Raw genomic sequence first — 15,479 nt, 5'->3', positions numbered from 1 at the left:
CGCCGGCCTACAGCCCGAACCGTGACCACTGGGTTCGGGTTTCCAGCGTATCAATGATTTCGTCCGCACTCACCAGTGCGGACGGCATTGCCTGAGGGTGTTGGGCAAGCAGTTTCTGAATCAGACTGCGCTCATCTGTCTCAATACGCTTGATCTTGATATCCTTGCCATATTTCTCCTGGAGCACGCTGCGCACATCGCCGATTTCATCAATCAGGCCATAGCTGCGGGCAGCATCCGCGTGCCAGTATTCTCCGGTGAAAATATTCTTTTCCGTGGTCAGTTTGTCGCCGCGTCGCGCCTTGACCAGATCAATGAAAATCTCGTGCAGGGCATCCATCAGCACCTGATGGCGCTCAACATCTGCTGGGTCTTCCGGTTTGAAAGGGTCGAGCTGGCTCTTGTTTTCACCGGCAGTATAGATACGCCGTTCAATGCCCAGCTTGCTCATTGCTTCGGGAAAGCCAAAGCCGCCGCCGATCACACCGATTGAGCCAACAATCGAGCTCGGGTCGGCGTAGACTTCATCCCCGGCAATCGCGAGGATATAGCCACCAGAGGCACCAACATCTTCGACAAAAGTCAGGACCGGGATTTCCTTTTCCTTTGCCAGAAGGCGGATGCGGTCCAGAATCAGCCGGGATTGAACGGGAGAGCCGCCCGGAGAATTCACGCTGAGGGCGACCGCCTTCAGATTGCCCGGTGCAAAAGCCTCGTCCAGCGCCTTTTCCACGCGCCGTAAGTTCAGGCTTTTGCCCGTGCGGCTTGAGGTGGCAATGACGCCGGACAACTCAAGATGGGTAACGACGGGTTTGGGCGCGCCGGTAAAGGGTAGCGCATCCCAGATCTTGCGGGGGATATCGGTTATTTTTGTCATGACAGGTGATGTAGGTATGCACGGGCGTGGCTGCAACAAATCTTTGAAAACAGGTGACTTTCTGTTCTGTTCAGCCATATTCACGGAACAGGCGCATATTGATCTCGATTATTGCGCCTGACATTGTTGTCTGCGAAAAGATGTACAAATGAGAATGAAGAAGGAGCTTCGCGGTGGGCGAACCGGCGAAAAGCATTGAGCGCGATCGCGACTTTACCGGGGCGGTGCTGGCCCTGCGAGGGTTGACAGCGGTCGATCTCGAGCGCGTCAACACGACCATTCTCGATCATATGCAGTCTTCCGTGACGATCATCCCGGAGGTTGCCGGGCATCTGATCAATGCAGGCGGCAAGCGTCTGCGACCGGTTGTGACGCTCGCGGCGGCGCGGGCCCTCGGTTATGACGGGGCACATCATATTTCTCTCGCTGCGGCGGTGGAACTGATCCACGGGGCCACGCTCTTGCATGATGATGTTGTTGATGCCAGCAAGATGCGCCGCGGCCTGAAGACGGCCAATCTCGTCTGGGGCAACAAGGAAAGTGTTCTGGTCGGAGACTTTCTTTTTTCAAGATCCTTTGAACTGATGGTCAAGACGGGCAGCCTGAAAGTGCTGCAGATCCTGTCACAGGCCTCGTGTGTTATCGCGGAAGGGGAAGTCCTTCAGTTGGCGACACAAAAGAACACGGCGTCCACCTTTGAGATGTATCTGGATGTGGTGAAAGCCAAAACAGCAGAGCTGTTTGCTGCGGCGGCGCAAGGCGGGGCTGTCGTTGCCGGTGCCAGCGAGGCGCAGGAAGAGGCTTTCCGCCAGTACGGGCTCAATCTTGGCATCGCCTATCAACTGGTCGATGATGCGCTTGATTATGCCGGGAATGAACAGGCACTGGGCAAGACGGTTGGTGATGATTTCCGCGAGGGCAAAATCACACTGCCTGTGGTCTATGCGATAGCGGCTGCCCGCAATGAAGAAGAGAAAGCCTTCTGGGAGCGTACAATCGGTGAGACCCGCCAGACAGAAGAAGACCTGAAAACGGCCATGAGTTACATGAAGCGGGATGATACGATCAGCCGGACCCTCGCTTGCGCCCGTCAGTATGCTGATAATGCGTTATCTGCGCTCGGGCAGTTACCCGGCAACGAAATGACAACCGCGCTGGCTGATCTGGCAGATCTTTCAGTCGCCCGCGCGTCCTGACTGTTCTTCGAGGCTGTTCTTACCTGACAGAATAACAAGCGCTGCTGCGAGAAAGAAGCAGGTGAGCGCCAGCGGCGCGAGAAATTTAAGCCCGGGGTCAAGCCGTTGCGTGACGAAGGCAAGGACAGCGGAAATGGTGCATAATCCGACATAAATGGATGCCACCTGAATATGGCTCATGCCACGCTGATTGAGGCGCTGGTAAATATGCTCCTTGTGGGCCTGGTGCAGCTTTTCACAGCGCAAGGCCCGGTTTGCCAGCGTGACCGTGACATCCAGAATAAAAGGTAGAAAGATGATCGGCAGAAAGACCGCATCAACCGACCCGGGACTGCCTTGAATACCCCCCGCGCTGACCGCCAGGACGGCCAGCAAAAACCCGAGCCCGTGACTGCCGGTATCCCCCAGAAATATCTTTCCGTGTGGAACATTGAGCAACAGGAAACCACAGGTTGCTGCGGCGGCGATGAGGCAAAGGGCAGACAGACCCGCCTGACTGGAACCAGCACAGGCGATCGCCATGGCGAGCAGCGCGACAACTGCGCAGCCCCCCGCAATCCCGTTAAGGCCGTCCATGAAGTTGAAGACGTTGGTAAAGGCAACAATCCAGATGACGGTGATGAGGAAGCCGAATGCCCCAAGTGGCACAGCCCCCAGCAAGGGCAATGGCAGTGTGTTGACCTGGCCAACAACAAGCGTGGCGGCAATGGCCAGTACAGTCTGACCGGCAAACTTGATCAGGGGACTGGGCGACCAGAGGTCATCAGCAAGCCCCAGAAGCGCAGCTCCCGTGCTGAAGATCACAAGCGCCATCCCATTCGCGTCGGGTATGCCGGACACGAGAGAGAGGCAGAGGGCGACAGCCACAAATGCGCCCATAATGGCAAGGCCGCCAGCACGGGAGGTTGGCACATTGTGACTTGAGCGGGCGACAACCCTGTTCTGCAACCATGATCGGGAGATGGCAAACCGGCAGACAAGAAAACTGCCCGCGGTTGCAGCCATTACTGCGGCCAAGATCTCCGGTCGCAGGAAAATGATTGTGTTACTGATTACCGAGGCAGTCATTCGTCAGATTTACACCTTTGCTGCTTTCCCCCACCAGCCGTTGCGCCGGGCTGACTGAGCTGCCGCCATAGCGGCATCAGCCGTTTCATACAACGCAAAACAGGTCGCCCCGCTGCCGGACATGCGCGCCCATATCACGCCGGACTGTGCCGACAACATGGCCAGAACAGGGGCAATTTCTGGGCAGAGCTGTTCTGCAAAGGGGTGCAGGTCGTTGCGTGTCTCCTGACCGAAATTACTGATATCCCTGAAACGCGGCAGCACCGGCAAGTCAGGCGCGGGCCTGCGCGTATCAAAGCGCCGGAATACCTCTCCCGTGGGCACTTCGTGCAATGGATTGACCAGGCATATCCATAAGGGCGGCAGTGCCGGGCCGGGCGCTACGGTCTCCCCCGCGCCGGTCATGATGGCTGTGCCGGTGTCCGACAGGTGGGGCATCAGGCAGACAGGTCCGTCTGCGCCAATCCCGAATGCGAGTGACAGCAGTGCGGCATCGCTGAGATCGAGATGCCAGAGCTGGCGGAGCAGAAACAGGGTTGTCGCAGCGTCAGACGTGCCCCCGCCAATGCCGGAGGCGGCCGGCACATTTTTTTCCAGGCTGATATGCGCAGTTTTGCGGGTGTTCCCCATTTTCTGCAGGGCGCGTGCTGCCTTGAGAATCAGGTTTTGCTCTGCTGGCAGATCACCCAGCTGAGCTGCGAAGGGCCCGGTGATGCCAAGCGTCATTTCATCGGCGGCGGTGACGGTGATCAGGTCCCCATAATCAGGAAACACAGTGAGGCTGGCCAGTTCATGCAAGCCATCGGATCTTACACCGCCCACATGCAGGCACAGATTGACCTTGACGGGGGCCAGTTTCTGCAAGGAGTCAGGCACGGGCGCTGCAATCAGCGTGCGCTGCCTGCAGCGATCGAGGCAGCCGGACTGACCACTTCATCGGCCAGCTTGCGCTCTATGGCTGCCTGCAGGTCTGTATCTGGATCAAGCGAAAGGGCCCGCCGCCATTCATAGCGGGCTTCGACGGGGCGGCCTGTCTGCCAGTAGGCATCGCCAAGATGGTCCGTAATCACCGCGTCTGATGGCTCCAGCGTAACGGCTCGCTCGAGATGCTTGACCGCTTCGGCATAGTTCCCCCGCTGATAATGTGCCCAGCCCAGACTGTCCGTAATGGCGCCGGATGTTGGCTCCAGTGACAGGGCTTTTTCGATCATGTCGAAGGCAGCATCAAGGTTCTCACCGCGCTCCGCCCAGCTATAGCCCAGGAAATTCAGGACATAGGGCTGGTCCGGGGACAGCTCGACGGCCTTTTTCAGGTCTGCTTCGCCGTCTGCCCATCGTCCGGCTTCGATGCGTGTCGCACCTCTGGCGAAATAATAGCGCCAGAGTGAGAAGCGCTCGGATTCCGAACTGGTGAGCTGCTCGGCGATCCGGATGGCTTCTGTCTGGGCGGCGTCTGCTTCTTCATCTGCACCCGCATCGGTCAACAGGCTTGCCACCTTGCTGCGCGCGTCAGGCGTCAGGGTGTCCTTGCCGGTAAAGTCCTGCAAGGAGCTCAGTGCCCGGTCATTTTCGCCGAGCAAAATCCAGGCGTCGGCAATATCCATCTGTGCGAATTCATAGAATGGATTGTCAAAATCTATCTTTTCAAATGCTTCAATCGCCTGTTCCGGCTGTTCGTAGCTGGTGAAGATAGCGCCAATAACATAATGCGCTTCATCCAGATCCAGATTGAGATAGGCTGCCAGTTGGGCAAAAGCGAGCGGCGTGTTCAGGGCAGCCTGCATGTTGTTGAAGCCAGCGCGCTGTGCAGCATTCTGTTGGCTGATGATCTGTTCGTAAGACCCCCAGGCAAAGGAATAGAAGGCAAGGGCAGCGCCCTCACGGCCATTATTCACGGCGCGAGGGATTTTGGTATTTTCCAGTTGCCGTGTGGTGCGGCTTTCGCGTGCCAGTGGCTCCCCAAGGCGGGCAAGGCCCAGCCTGCCTGCCCGGCGCAGAAGGCCGGTATCTTCGGACAGTTTGCGGTACAGGGACAGCGCCTGTTCACGTGTATTTTCACCTGTCGCGGCGCCGCGCCCGAGAAAATCCGCATAGGCAACAATGGCGCTTTGTGGCGAGATCGCCGACAGGGCGAGTTGGTAAGCCGCTTCCGCTTCCTCCTCGCGCCCGCCAAGATCAAGCATCATCGCCTGATGCAGCGGCGTGAACGAGGGATAAATATCCGCGCGACCAGAGGGGTTCATCGCCGCCAGTCCTGCATCCAGCCCCTCTGTTTCATATACCATCCATGCATTCACCAGATAGGCCAGGGTGCTGGCGGCACGCCCGTCAAAATCTTCTGACAGCAGCGCCTGCGCGGCCTCATAGTCTCCGCTGCGGATCAGCTCCGCGGCGACGGTGAATTCCGGTTTGGCAAGGCCTGGCAACATGCCCGCGGACTGGTCGAGGGTGGCATCAGCTGACTGGAATTCAGGCAGCAGCAGTTTCTCGGCGTAAGGGGTGGCATCAGAGATATTGCCAGCCGCCAGTTCATAGAAAAAGGTGCGCTGTAAAAGGCTTGTGTCCTGCGGCGCAAAGGCTGCGGCACTGCTATAGGCTTCGGCGGCAAGGCCAACCTGCTGCTGGCTGGCGGCATAGCGCGCTTTCAGATATTGCCCGGCAGCCGATGAATTATCAAAAGCTGCCAGATCATAGCTGCCGACACCACTGGTGCAGCTGCTGGTCAGCAGCGTTGCGGCGACGATGGCGATGAAAGACGGACGGGCAACAAGCCTGTTCAGCAATGTCAAAACGGCACTCTCCTCAGCGGCGCGGGCAACACGCCTGACGCGAATATCTATATGACCAGACGCCCCCGCGATGCGCAAGGCATCCTCTGGTTACATATTTGGATAGTTTGGCCCGCCAGCGCCCTCCGGTGTTTTCCAGACGATGTTTTGGGACGGGTCTTTGATGTCGCAGGTTTTGCAATGCACGCAGTTTTGCGCATTGATCTGGAATTTGGACGCACCATTTTCCTCAACAAACTCATACACTCCGGCCGGGCAATAGCGCTGGGACGGGCCGGCATAGACCGGCAGGTTCACGTTCACCGGCACGCTGGCCTCTTTCAGGGTCAGGTGCACTGGCTGGTCTTCTTCGTGATTGGTGAAGGAAAACGCCACATTGGTCAGGCGGTCAAAGGAGATCACCCCATCCGGTTTGGGATAGGTGATCGGTTGATGTTCGGATGCCGGCTCGGTGGACTGGGCATCGTTCTTGCCATGGCGCAGGGTGCCAAACGGGGACCAGCCGCCGGTCAGCGTATTGATCCACAGGTCCATGCCCGTCAGGGCGATGCCCCCGGCCACGGTGCCAAGGTTTGACCATAGCGGTTTGGCGTTACGGACTTTTTTCAGTTCATCATAAACCCAGGAAGAATTATATTTCTCCGTATAGGCTACAAGTTCGTCACCCTGTCGCCCGGCCTGCACCGCGTCATAGGCCGCTTCCGCGCCCATCATGCCGGTTTTCATGGCATTATGGTTACCCTTGATCCGTGGCAGGTTGACGAAGCCGGCAGAGCAGCCGATCAGCGCGCCGCCCGGGAAGGTCAGCTTTGGCACAGACTGGAAGCCCCCTTCGGTGATCGCCCGCGCGCCATAGGCAACGCGCTCGCCCCCTTCCAGATAGCGCAGAACATCCGGGTGATGCTTGAAGCGCTGGAACTCCTGATACGGAGAAAGGTAAGGGTTCTTGTAGTTCAGATGCACCACAAAACCGATGGAGACATAATTGTCGCCGAAATGATAGCAGAAGGAGCCGCCACCGGTGGCGTTGTTCAGGGGCCAGCCAAAGGTGTGCTGCACAAGGCCCGGCTTGAAATTCCCGTCCGGCACTTTCCACAATTCCTTGATGCCGATGCCATATTTCTGTGGCTCGCTGTCCGCATCGAGATTGAATTCGGCAATTAACTGCTTGCCGAGGGAGCCGCGCACCCCTTCGGCGATGAGTACATATTTGCCGTTCAGTTCCATGCCGGGCTCGTAGGAGTCTTTCTTCTCGCCGTCGCGGCCAATGCCGACCTCGCCAACGATGACGCCCTTGACCGAGCCATCGTCGCGTTTGAGATAGTTGCTCGCCGCCATCATCGGATAAATCTCGACGCCCATACCCTCGGCTTTTTCGGCCAGCCAGCGGCAGACATTGCCCATGGAGGCAATATAGCAGCCATGATTCTTGACCATGCCGGGCATGACGAACAGCGGCAACTGCAGGGACCCGGCGGGGCCCATCAACAGGAATTTCTCGTCCGTGACTTCCGTCTCCAGCGGGCATCCCTGTTCTTTCCAGTCCGGGATCAGCTCATCCAGCGCCTTGGGGTCCACCACCGCGCCGGAGAGAATATGCGCGCCCACTTCGGAGCCTTTCTCCACCACCACAACAGAGGTTTCAGTGCCGTTCTGCGCGTCCAGCTGTTTCAGGCGAATCGCCGCGCACAGGCCAGCTGGCCCGGCGCCCACAATCACCACATCAAATTCCATGCTTTCGCGTTCAATCGCTTCGTCGCTCATAATGCCTTACCTGTTCAGGTTCTTATCTGCTTTGACAGATACCTAGGCAGATTTCGGCAGAAAATCCATGGGGGGCCGCAGTCAAGCTGTTATCAAGCCTTTACGCAGTCACGCTTTTATCGGGTGCATGTTTTCGCCACTGGCGGCAGGGGGGGGGGGGCGTGCGCTGCCGCTTATTAGAAGCAGCCCGCAGATACCTCACAAGTCAGCGCAGGATTTTTCCGGGTCCTTGTTGACGATGACAGAGCGCAGATAGGCGCGTTTTTCGTCGCTGCTGGTCAGCTCGGAGGCGTCAATGCGGGTGTCTGTGGCGTAGGTCTCGAAATAGTCCTGATAATTGTCCTGGAAGCCACGACAGCGCTGTCCTTCTGGTCGGCGCTGGTTGATCCGGCCACGGATATAAGGCTCTTCACCTGTCTGCATGGCATAGCCGCGCTGGCAGCTTTCCCGCGTGGCAAAGCGCATTTCGGCGCGGCGGCCAAAGGGCGAGTCCTTGCCGAACAATCTGAAATATAGCGGCCCGACCTTATCCGTCCCCATGGTGATGAAAAAGCGGTGCAGCGCCCCTGATTTATTGAAGGCCAGTTCCTCTGAGAACATTGCCTCGGCGCGTTTGCGCTCGGCCTCGCCGCCGCCAATGGCAAACAGCCAGTCATGGATAATGGCCCCGGCATAGGTCCGGTCGCTGCGCAGGAAGGCGGACATGCCTTTCACGGAGAGAAGATCCGTGACGAAGCCTGCCGGGATGAGGAAAATCTCGCCCGTTTTTTCCCGGCAATAGAGAATATCCTCTTTCAGCACGAAATTGCGGCGTGTGCCGTCGCGCAAGAGATCCGCATCGTCATCCTCGTCAGAAACCACGGCCAGCTGGTCGTACAGCTCCTGCAGGGCACCACTCAGGACCGCAACAGGCGGGGGCGCCGCCGGCGCGGGGGGCGGGATTGAGCTCAACGCGAACTGTCGTGCGCCGTTTTCATCATACGTGCCGAGAATAAAAATATCACCGTAAAGGGATTCGTTCGGCAGAAATATAAAGGGCTTGTTCTGGAAGGAAACGAGCTCATAAGGCCACATGCGCAACGGCTGATCCGGAAAATCCGTAATCGGAATTTCAAATGCGGAGAATTCTTCATTCCAGAACGCATTCATTGTCGTGGGCGGGATAAGCGCATAAATGACGGCGCAGTCAAACGGCGCAAGCTGTTTCGCCGCGCGGCGGGGCAGGCAGAGAATTTCCAGGGCTTCCTCTCTGGTCAGGGCGCGCTGGTCCAGTTCCAGGGCGAAGCTGTCCTCATCATCGCGATAGGAAAAGTCGATGCGGCCGGTCTCCGGGTCGCGGCTGTCAAAGATGAGATTCTCCATGATGAGGTCGACAAGCGCGGCGAATGTCTTTTCCAGTCGCGCGCGTTCCTTGCGCGTCAGCGTTTCTTGCTGGTTCTGCGCCAGTGTCGTGAATTCTGTGCGCAGGTCATTCTGTTCACGGAGCAGAATTTGATCTTCGAGGGAGCGGTTGCGCTGATAACCCCCGAAAGGGTCCTGCCGCAGGGTGTCATCGACTCTATCTTCATCCGGTGTGGTGCGTTCATCCGCGAAGGCGGCCAGTTCCGGTGGCAGGGCCAGATCTTGCGTTATGGTGTCACGAGCCGGTGCTGCCGCCCTTGTGTCCGCTGACGGGCCCCGGGTGTTGGCACAGGCTGTCAGGCTGGCCGCGGCAAAGGCCGCCAGGGCCGCCAGTAAAAATCGCTGTTTCATGGATGATCCCTCTTCCCGTTGCCATGAGCCTACGCCAGCGAGAGGCGCTTGCAAAGAGGCGGGTGTCTGCCTGCCGCCCGGCCCATCTTTCACGTCGATTTCGACCCGGCAGGGATGGCGCCCCCCTGCAGCCATCCCTATATTCAGGGCGTAGCGAAAGCTACCGTCAACAGGGGAGACATTGTCATGAATGACTACATGACCCGCTATTCTGACGCCGGCCCAAGCCTGGCTGGCAACAACAATAATGGCCTGACACAGGCCGCTGCCGCGATCGCTTATGCCGGGGCGTTGCCGTTGATAATCGGCGCCATTCTGGTCTGGGCACGACCGATGGATATTGGCCCGCACCTGATTGATCTGATAATCCTGTGCGGCGGCGCCTTGCTGGCCTTTTTCGGGGGCATCCGCTGGGGCATCGCCGTGATGCATTCAACCGGGCCGACCTTCACCAACCTGTTCGGCGGTATCATGCCGTTACTGATTTCCTTCCCGATCTTCCTGATGGAGAACGATCTTGTGCGATTGCTCATCATCGTTGTGGCATTGCCGTTGCTCCTGTTCGATGATCTGCGGGCAACCCGCCGCGGCTCCGGTGCGCCGGACTGGTATCTCGGCGTCAGACTGCCGCTGACCGTGATGATGGAACTCGCCTTCGCCGCCACGCTGATCTTCGTGATCGTGAACTGATTGTTGGCTCCAGGCCAGGCGACGTCATATCGATCCGTCAGCATGTGGTAATCCGTAGGGAGACTTTAAGTGCGGCACAGGCGAGAACGCAGCACCGGGCCTGGGCCTATTCAATTCTTGAAAGGCTGGCATCTCGGCGCATCAACTTTCTAAAATTTGCCGTTCGGCAATTCGAGCGACGGATCGCACACCCACCTCTGTGCTGGGACACAACTCAAGCCGGCAAGTTGATTGCAATTTAGGGTGTGGACTCAATTGATCCAGCATTTTGCTGCGAAGAGATATATCATGTTGATGAAGTTCCTTCGAGATTTCTCGAACCGTGTAGCCAGCCGTCTCATGTCTTTCATTTTGTAGAAGAACCGCTCGACAATATTACGCATGGCGTAAAGGCTGGTGTCATGCGGGACCGGATTGCGCGCATTGGACTTGGCGGGAATAACCGCCAACGCACCTTCATCGGCGATATCGCGCCTGATCTTCGCACTGCCATAGGCTTTGTCCAGGACCATCGCCAGAGGCGGCATCTCCCAGTCGAGGAAGACATTCATCACCTGGCTGTCATGAACATGGCCGCCAGTGACCTCAATGCGCAATGGCCTGCCATTTTCATCTACGGCCACGTGAACTTTGCTTGTGCGACCGCCCCGTGAGCGTCCAATATCTTCCGCCAGTTCCCCCTTTTTGAGCCACTCGCTGCGCGGTGAGCTTTGACAATCGAGGCGTCTATGAAGATCAGACTGTCCTCACATTCTTCAGCGAGCGCATCGAATATGCCCTTCCAGACGCCGCGCTCGCCCCACCTGTTATACCGATTGTAAGCAGTCGTGTACGGTCCATATCGTTCCGGCAAGTCCCGCCATGGCGCGCCTGTGCGCAAAATGTAAAAGATGCCGTTCAGGATCGTACGATCATCTTTGCGCTTCGGGCCGCGGCTAACCTTTGGCAACAACGGTTCAATCACCGCCCATTCTTCATCCGACAAATCAAACCGCGCCATTTAAGACTCCCTTTCGGAAATCCCTGAATCACGCTTTGCACAAACAAATCAATCAGTTAAATTGGGTACAGACCCTAGTTGACCAATCGTCATGTGTATAACGTACTGAAATTGCGGGAACCCGCTGCGATTGTAATTGTACTGGCGACACGTTTGGATATTGTTTTATTGCTCATCTTTGGTCTGGCAGGACTGGTCATCGGCGGTGATCTTCTTGTGCGCGGAGCAGTCGATCTTGCCCGACGGATCGGCTTATCTCCACTGGTAATCGGCCTGACTCTTGTTGGGTTTGGCACCTCCACGCCAGAGTTGGTGACCAGCCTTCAGGCGGCGTTTGCAGGCTCACCCGGAATCGCGGTCGGAAATGTGGTGGGCAGTAACATTGCCAACATTCTGCTCATTTTGGGATTAGCTGCCGTACTCGCGCCTGTTGTTGTTGAACGCAATGCTTTCCGGCGGGACGGTGCCGTACTCGCACTTTCAGCATTGATGTGCCTGGTCGCCGTGCAATATGACTCCCTGAGCCCCACGGTGGGTATGGTCTTCATCACTGCTCTTATTGCTTATGTTGCCGTGACTATCATCCGGGAGCGAAGGTCCGTAGCGGCCGAGGCGTCCATAGCGATTGCACAACCGAAGGGCTTGGCAGAGGGAAGTGTTTGGAAAGACCTTGTCTTCGTCGTTGGGGGTTTAGGACTGACAATTCTTGGCGCGAGGTTTCTGGTCACTGGCGCAATCAGTATCGCCTCAAGCTTTGGTGTTTCTGAAGCCGTGATCGGCCTAACAATCGTAGCCGTGGGCACATCGTTGCCAGAACTTGTCACGACCATCGCCGCGGCACGACAGGGTCAATCCGATATTGCGTTCGGCAACATTGTTGGCAGCAACATCTTCAATGTGCTTTTTATTATGGGTGCCACAGCTCTCATCAAGCCGATCGAAGTGCCTGCCTCAATCGCGTCCTTCGATATCTGGATAATGATCGGTGCGACTGCACTACTACTATTATTTGCGGTGACCCGTTGGAGGATCAGTCGAATCGAAGGCGCTCTCTTGTTGCTGGCTTACGTCGCCTATACGGCTTGGCTGGGTTTGGGAGCCGCAAGTTGAAATGATTGCGTCGGATGAACGTGCGCCACAGACCGCTCATTGTTCATTCTAAGACGATCAGTCAGAGTGTTTGGCCAGCCCCCATTTCAGCCTCTTGCCGCACTCCGCCCCCCTTCATCCTTCATGTTGTCAGCGTAAACATTAAAATCTATGGGCCCCCCTTTGTCAGCCTTTAGTCTGGGTCTCCCGGCGCATTTCGCGCCTCAAAAAAATGGAGACCTCCTTATGACCGAATCAGCAAGGCTTACAAAGTTTCGACCAAGGATGAGAGCTGATCCAATGCAGTTCCCCACCCATTCAGAAAGCCCATTTCCTCGTGCTGCTGACGGTCGGCATCGTTCTTGTGTAAAGCCGTGGCAGTATACAGCGTTCCATCCGGGTGCTCTTTTAGCGTAATTATAGCCGTGAAAAAGGCTGTTTCATTTGGTCGCCAACCGCCGCGCAGAGCGTCTGTGAACACGATCCTTTCGTATTCCACGACTTCCAGAAAACAGCCTTCGCCTCCTTCCATAACGGTCCCATCGGGTAAATGCATCGTCGTATCGAACCCGCCTCCGGTGAACATGTCGTGCTTGTTGGAGACCGTCTTCACTGGAGCAGGTGCCCACCATTTGACGAAGTGCGAAGGATCTTTCCAAGCCTGCCACACCGTCGTTGGCGGGGCTTTGATAACGCGTTGAATGGTTAAATCATTTTCTGTTGTCATCGTTAGACTCCTGTAGTTCTAGGTTTTCTGCGTATTCTGCCAGGCGATCGGTGCGCCCTTCCCAAAGCATACGTTGCTCCTCGAGCCACCCTTGAGCTGCATTCAAAGACTGTTGTTCGATCTTGCAGGTTCGGACACGTCCGGTTTTTTGCGAGCTGATCAATCCAGAGGTTTCAAGCACTTTGATATGTTTCATGAACGAAGGCAGCGCCATATCAAATGGCTTTGCGAGATCGCTCACTGCCAGTTCGCGCCGTCCAAGTTGCTGCAGTACCGCACGGCGTGTCGGATCTGCGAGCGCATGAAAAACGGTGTCGAGGTTTGTTTGAAAGTTATCCATTTGGCTAATTATAAAGGTACTCAATAGTTAGATCAATGGCTAAGTTTCTGATTTGCCTGCCTTGAGAGAGGTCAGCCAGAACAAATGGCGCAGCGTCCAAAACTCGCCCAACTCCTATCACTCGGCATCGGCGTTGAACTGTCTGTAATTAGCGAATACCCGCCGGTTGTGAAACTCAGGGGCTGGCAAAGGCAGGCCACTTACCTGGCAGGCAAGCGCTGGTCGCTTGTGCGCGATGGCGCCCCTTCAGCCTCATTCCAGCCCCCATTTCAGCCTCTTTCTGCACTCAGCCCCCCTTCAGGCCTCATGTTGTCAGCGTAAACATTAAAATCTATGGGCCCCCCTTTGTCAGCCTTTAGTCTGGGTCTCCCGGCGCATTTTGCGCCTCAAAAAAAAGGAGACCTCCATATGACCGAAGCAACAGCCGCATCAGCCCCACTCAGCCACGGCCGGGACCTTCTGCTCACGCCCCAGTCCCGCATCACCAACCTGCAGACAGCCCTCGACAGCCTGACCCTGCAGATCGCCGATCAACGCAGCCTGTTCAATCCACAGGAAAAACGCGTGCGCCTGTTGCAGGATCAGGTCCGGCTCGTGGCCAGCCAGATCCGCTCTTACGAGAAACTCGAAGCCCTGAAAAAAGACATGGGGTTGAAAGTCACCATTGCCGAGGCGATGGCTGTGTACAACCAGCGGACCTGTACGCCCTCCCCAGCAGATGACGCACATGCAACAAGCACGGCAGACACAAAAGACACAGACGCCAGCGACACAGCCCACGCCCGCACCACATCACCCACAAAAAAATCTGACCGGACCGCCACGCCCGGCAATGAGATAATAGAGGCAGCTATCCCCGTTACAGGGGCGAACCCGCCGCAATCGGCCTCACCGCAGCCAGCCGCCGCCGCACAAGAAGACGCCTTGCCCGGCCTCACGCCGAAAAAAAATCTCAACCGGGCCGAACGCCGCCGTCAGGCAAAAGCTGTGCGCAAAATGCCAGCCGTGACAGCCGACCTGTTAAACGAGATCACCGCCATGGCCTGACCCGAGGATGGCCCCAGGGAGGGCACACGCAATCAGCCGGGCAGGGAGTGGGCCGAAGCGGGCATTGTTGCCCTATATAATTTAATGTGCAGTAATTGATTAGTTGATTGTCCGCGGGAAATCGAATGCTGAACTTCTTCAAATCTGTGCTTTTAGCTGCAATTGCCACAATTCCTGTATTCGCGGTCACTCTACCAATCCAAGCTATGCTCACCATGATGGTCGTTGACCTGCAACATGAGCGTAGCTTGTCGATAGATTTTACTGATTTGATGTCCGTAGGTGAATTCTTAGGGATTGCAGCGCTTGGGGGAATTGCCGCTGTCTACGCACTTGTAGTTGGCAGTATTGGCGCCATTATCGTCGACAAATTCTTCATCCCAAATGGCGGATCAAAAAAACAATATGCGAGAACTTTTGCAATTGTGGGCTTCATTGGTTCTGGGTTGTTTGCATTCATTTTCGCAGTCCCAGCTTTAATTGCCGGGTATGTTGCCGGCTGGGTTTATGGCGCAAATAGAAAACTTAACAATTGAACTCCGCGACATTCTTTGAACCAAAAATCAGCCGACTTTTTCAACACCACCGCGACTTTCGGCCATTGAATTCAAACTGTGTCGCGCCTCTGGGCCGACCGGCGGTGCGTCTTCTCTTGCGTCCAGTGTGTGATTTACATCACTTCAAATCGGCGTGAGAATACCCATTTATATCATGTAAGATAAACGCAACACATACCTAACCAGAGAGGAATAAAGTGTCACTGACACCTGTCATTCAGTCTTTCACCTTCATCATCTTATCCGTGCTGGCAATGGCCGCGCTCATCATGATCGGCATCGCTTAAGCCGAAAAAAAAACTGATACCAATATCACACCCATGAATACGGGGCCGGTCACGACCGGCCTTTTTGCTGTCCAGCTCGCGCCATGTGACTGGCTGCTCTTCCCGGGCGGCTGATGCCGGAATGGGGTTGCCGTCCCCGGAAATGTTGTAATCCACAACAATCAGCCAGGTTATTGACAGACTGTGATCTTCATCACTCGGATTTTGGCAGATCATTCCCACCTGTTCTTCATGAGGAAACGGGAAAGGAACCAGCCAGTGTTTATGTCCATTATCATGTCAGCCGGTGTAACAGG

15 protein-coding genes and 1 pseudogene are annotated in these 15,479 nt (G+C 56.4%); 6 read left to right on the top strand and 10 right to left on the bottom strand.

Annotated features, from left to right (window positions below; translation table 11 throughout):
• Positions 1-7: 7 nt before the first annotated feature.
• Positions 8-877, bottom strand: coding sequence for a S49 family peptidase (locus tag RAL90_RS12540; protein WP_306251130.1), 870 nt, complete (start codon positions 875-877; stop codon positions 8-10).
• Here RAL90_RS12540 and RAL90_RS12535 point away from each other — a divergent pair.
• Both RAL90_RS12535 and RAL90_RS12530 read left to right on the top strand, forming a co-directional pair.
• A complete protein-coding gene (locus RAL90_RS12535) occupies positions 876-998 on the top strand; it encodes a hypothetical protein (protein WP_306251128.1) in 123 nt (40 codons plus the stop codon). The genes RAL90_RS12540 and RAL90_RS12535 overlap by 2 nt on opposite strands.
• A gap of 52 nt (positions 999-1,050) precedes the next feature.
• Complete coding sequence (locus tag RAL90_RS12530; protein ID WP_306251126.1) at positions 1,051-2,073, top strand: polyprenyl synthetase family protein; 1,023 nt, start codon at positions 1,051-1,053, stop codon at positions 2,071-2,073.
• On the opposite strand, the gene RAL90_RS12525 is transcribed toward RAL90_RS12530, so the two are convergent.
• The 5 genes from RAL90_RS12525 to RAL90_RS12505 all read right to left on the bottom strand — a co-directional run bounded on the left by RAL90_RS12525 (position 2,053) and on the right by RAL90_RS12505 (position 9,446).
• Positions 2,053-3,141, bottom strand: coding sequence for a glycosyltransferase family 4 protein (locus RAL90_RS12525; RefSeq protein ID WP_306251124.1), 1,089 nt, complete (start codon positions 3,139-3,141; stop codon positions 2,053-2,055). The two genes, RAL90_RS12530 and RAL90_RS12525, sit on opposite strands and share 21 nt — an antisense overlap.
• Before the next feature lie 9 nt (positions 3,142-3,150).
• Positions 3,151-4,017 carry a 4-(cytidine 5'-diphospho)-2-C-methyl-D-erythritol kinase gene (locus RAL90_RS12520; RefSeq protein WP_306251122.1) on the bottom strand — a complete coding sequence of 289 codons (867 nt, stop codon included), beginning with the start codon at positions 4,015-4,017 and terminating at the stop codon, positions 3,151-3,153.
• Positions 4,018-4,028: 11 nt separating this feature from the next.
• On the bottom strand, positions 4,029-6,008 hold the full coding sequence (locus tag RAL90_RS12515) for a tetratricopeptide repeat protein (protein WP_306251120.1): 1,980 nt from the start codon (positions 6,006-6,008) through the stop codon (positions 4,029-4,031).
• A gap of 12 nt (positions 6,009-6,020) precedes the next feature.
• Positions 6,021-7,694 carry an electron transfer flavoprotein-ubiquinone oxidoreductase gene (locus tag RAL90_RS12510; protein WP_306251118.1) on the bottom strand — a complete coding sequence of 558 codons (1,674 nt, stop codon included), beginning with the start codon at positions 7,692-7,694 and terminating at the stop codon, positions 6,021-6,023.
• 198 nt (positions 7,695-7,892) lie between these two features.
• Positions 7,893-9,446 (bottom strand): DUF1353 domain-containing protein, encoded by a 1,554-nt coding sequence (locus RAL90_RS12505; protein WP_306251116.1) that lies wholly within the window; start codon positions 9,444-9,446, stop codon positions 7,893-7,895.
• Between the two features lie 186 nt (positions 9,447-9,632).
• Here RAL90_RS12505 and RAL90_RS12500 point away from each other — a divergent pair, with 186 nt between their 5' ends.
• Entirely contained in the window at positions 9,633-10,136 is a 504-nt protein-coding gene (locus RAL90_RS12500; RefSeq protein WP_306251114.1) for a DUF3429 domain-containing protein, read from the top strand.
• Positions 10,137-10,387: 251 nt separating this feature from the next.
• On the opposite strand, the pseudogene RAL90_RS12495 reads toward RAL90_RS12500, so the two are convergent.
• Positions 10,388-11,136 (bottom strand): annotated as a pseudogene (locus RAL90_RS12495) (IS5 family transposase).
• 153 nt (positions 11,137-11,289) lie between these two features.
• Here RAL90_RS12495 and RAL90_RS12490 point away from each other — a divergent pair.
• Positions 11,290-12,246: a calcium/sodium antiporter gene (locus RAL90_RS12490; RefSeq protein WP_306251112.1), complete on the top strand. Its 957-nt coding sequence runs from the start codon at positions 11,290-11,292 to the stop codon at positions 12,244-12,246.
• A gap of 244 nt (positions 12,247-12,490) precedes the next feature.
• Here RAL90_RS12490 and RAL90_RS12485 read toward each other — a convergent pair whose 3' ends face one another.
• Together RAL90_RS12485 and RAL90_RS12480 are read right to left on the bottom strand one after the other, a co-directional pair.
• Positions 12,491-12,952, bottom strand: a complete 462-nt coding sequence (locus RAL90_RS12485; protein WP_306251110.1) for an SRPBCC family protein — start codon at positions 12,950-12,952, stop codon at positions 12,491-12,493.
• Positions 12,936-13,292, bottom strand: coding sequence for a helix-turn-helix transcriptional regulator (locus tag RAL90_RS12480; RefSeq protein ID WP_306251108.1), 357 nt, complete (start codon positions 13,290-13,292; stop codon positions 12,936-12,938). The genes RAL90_RS12485 and RAL90_RS12480 overlap by 17 nt, the downstream gene beginning before the upstream one ends.
• Positions 13,293-13,700: 408 nt before the next feature.
• Here RAL90_RS12480 and RAL90_RS12475 point away from each other — a divergent pair, with 408 nt between their 5' ends.
• Positions 13,701-14,339: a hypothetical protein gene (locus RAL90_RS12475; RefSeq protein ID WP_306251106.1), complete on the top strand. Its 639-nt coding sequence runs from the start codon at positions 13,701-13,703 to the stop codon at positions 14,337-14,339.
• Positions 14,340-14,464: 125 nt separating this feature from the next.
• Complete coding sequence (locus RAL90_RS12470; protein WP_306251104.1) at positions 14,465-14,875, top strand: hypothetical protein; 411 nt, start codon at positions 14,465-14,467, stop codon at positions 14,873-14,875.
• 260 nt (positions 14,876-15,135) lie between these two features.
• Here the strand turns inward: RAL90_RS12470 and RAL90_RS12465 are convergent, their stop codons facing one another.
• Entirely contained in the window at positions 15,136-15,399 is a 264-nt protein-coding gene (locus RAL90_RS12465) for a hypothetical protein (RefSeq protein ID WP_306251102.1), read from the bottom strand.
• Between the last annotated feature and the right edge of the window lie 80 nt (positions 15,400-15,479).

The sequence above is a fragment of the Parvularcula sp. IMCC14364 genome, assembly GCF_030758415.1.
GTDB lineage: Bacteria > Pseudomonadota > Alphaproteobacteria > Caulobacterales > Parvularculaceae > Aquisalinus.
Note: the sequence above shows the minus strand (reverse complement) of the source record. Positions and strands in the feature narration are given on the sequence as shown.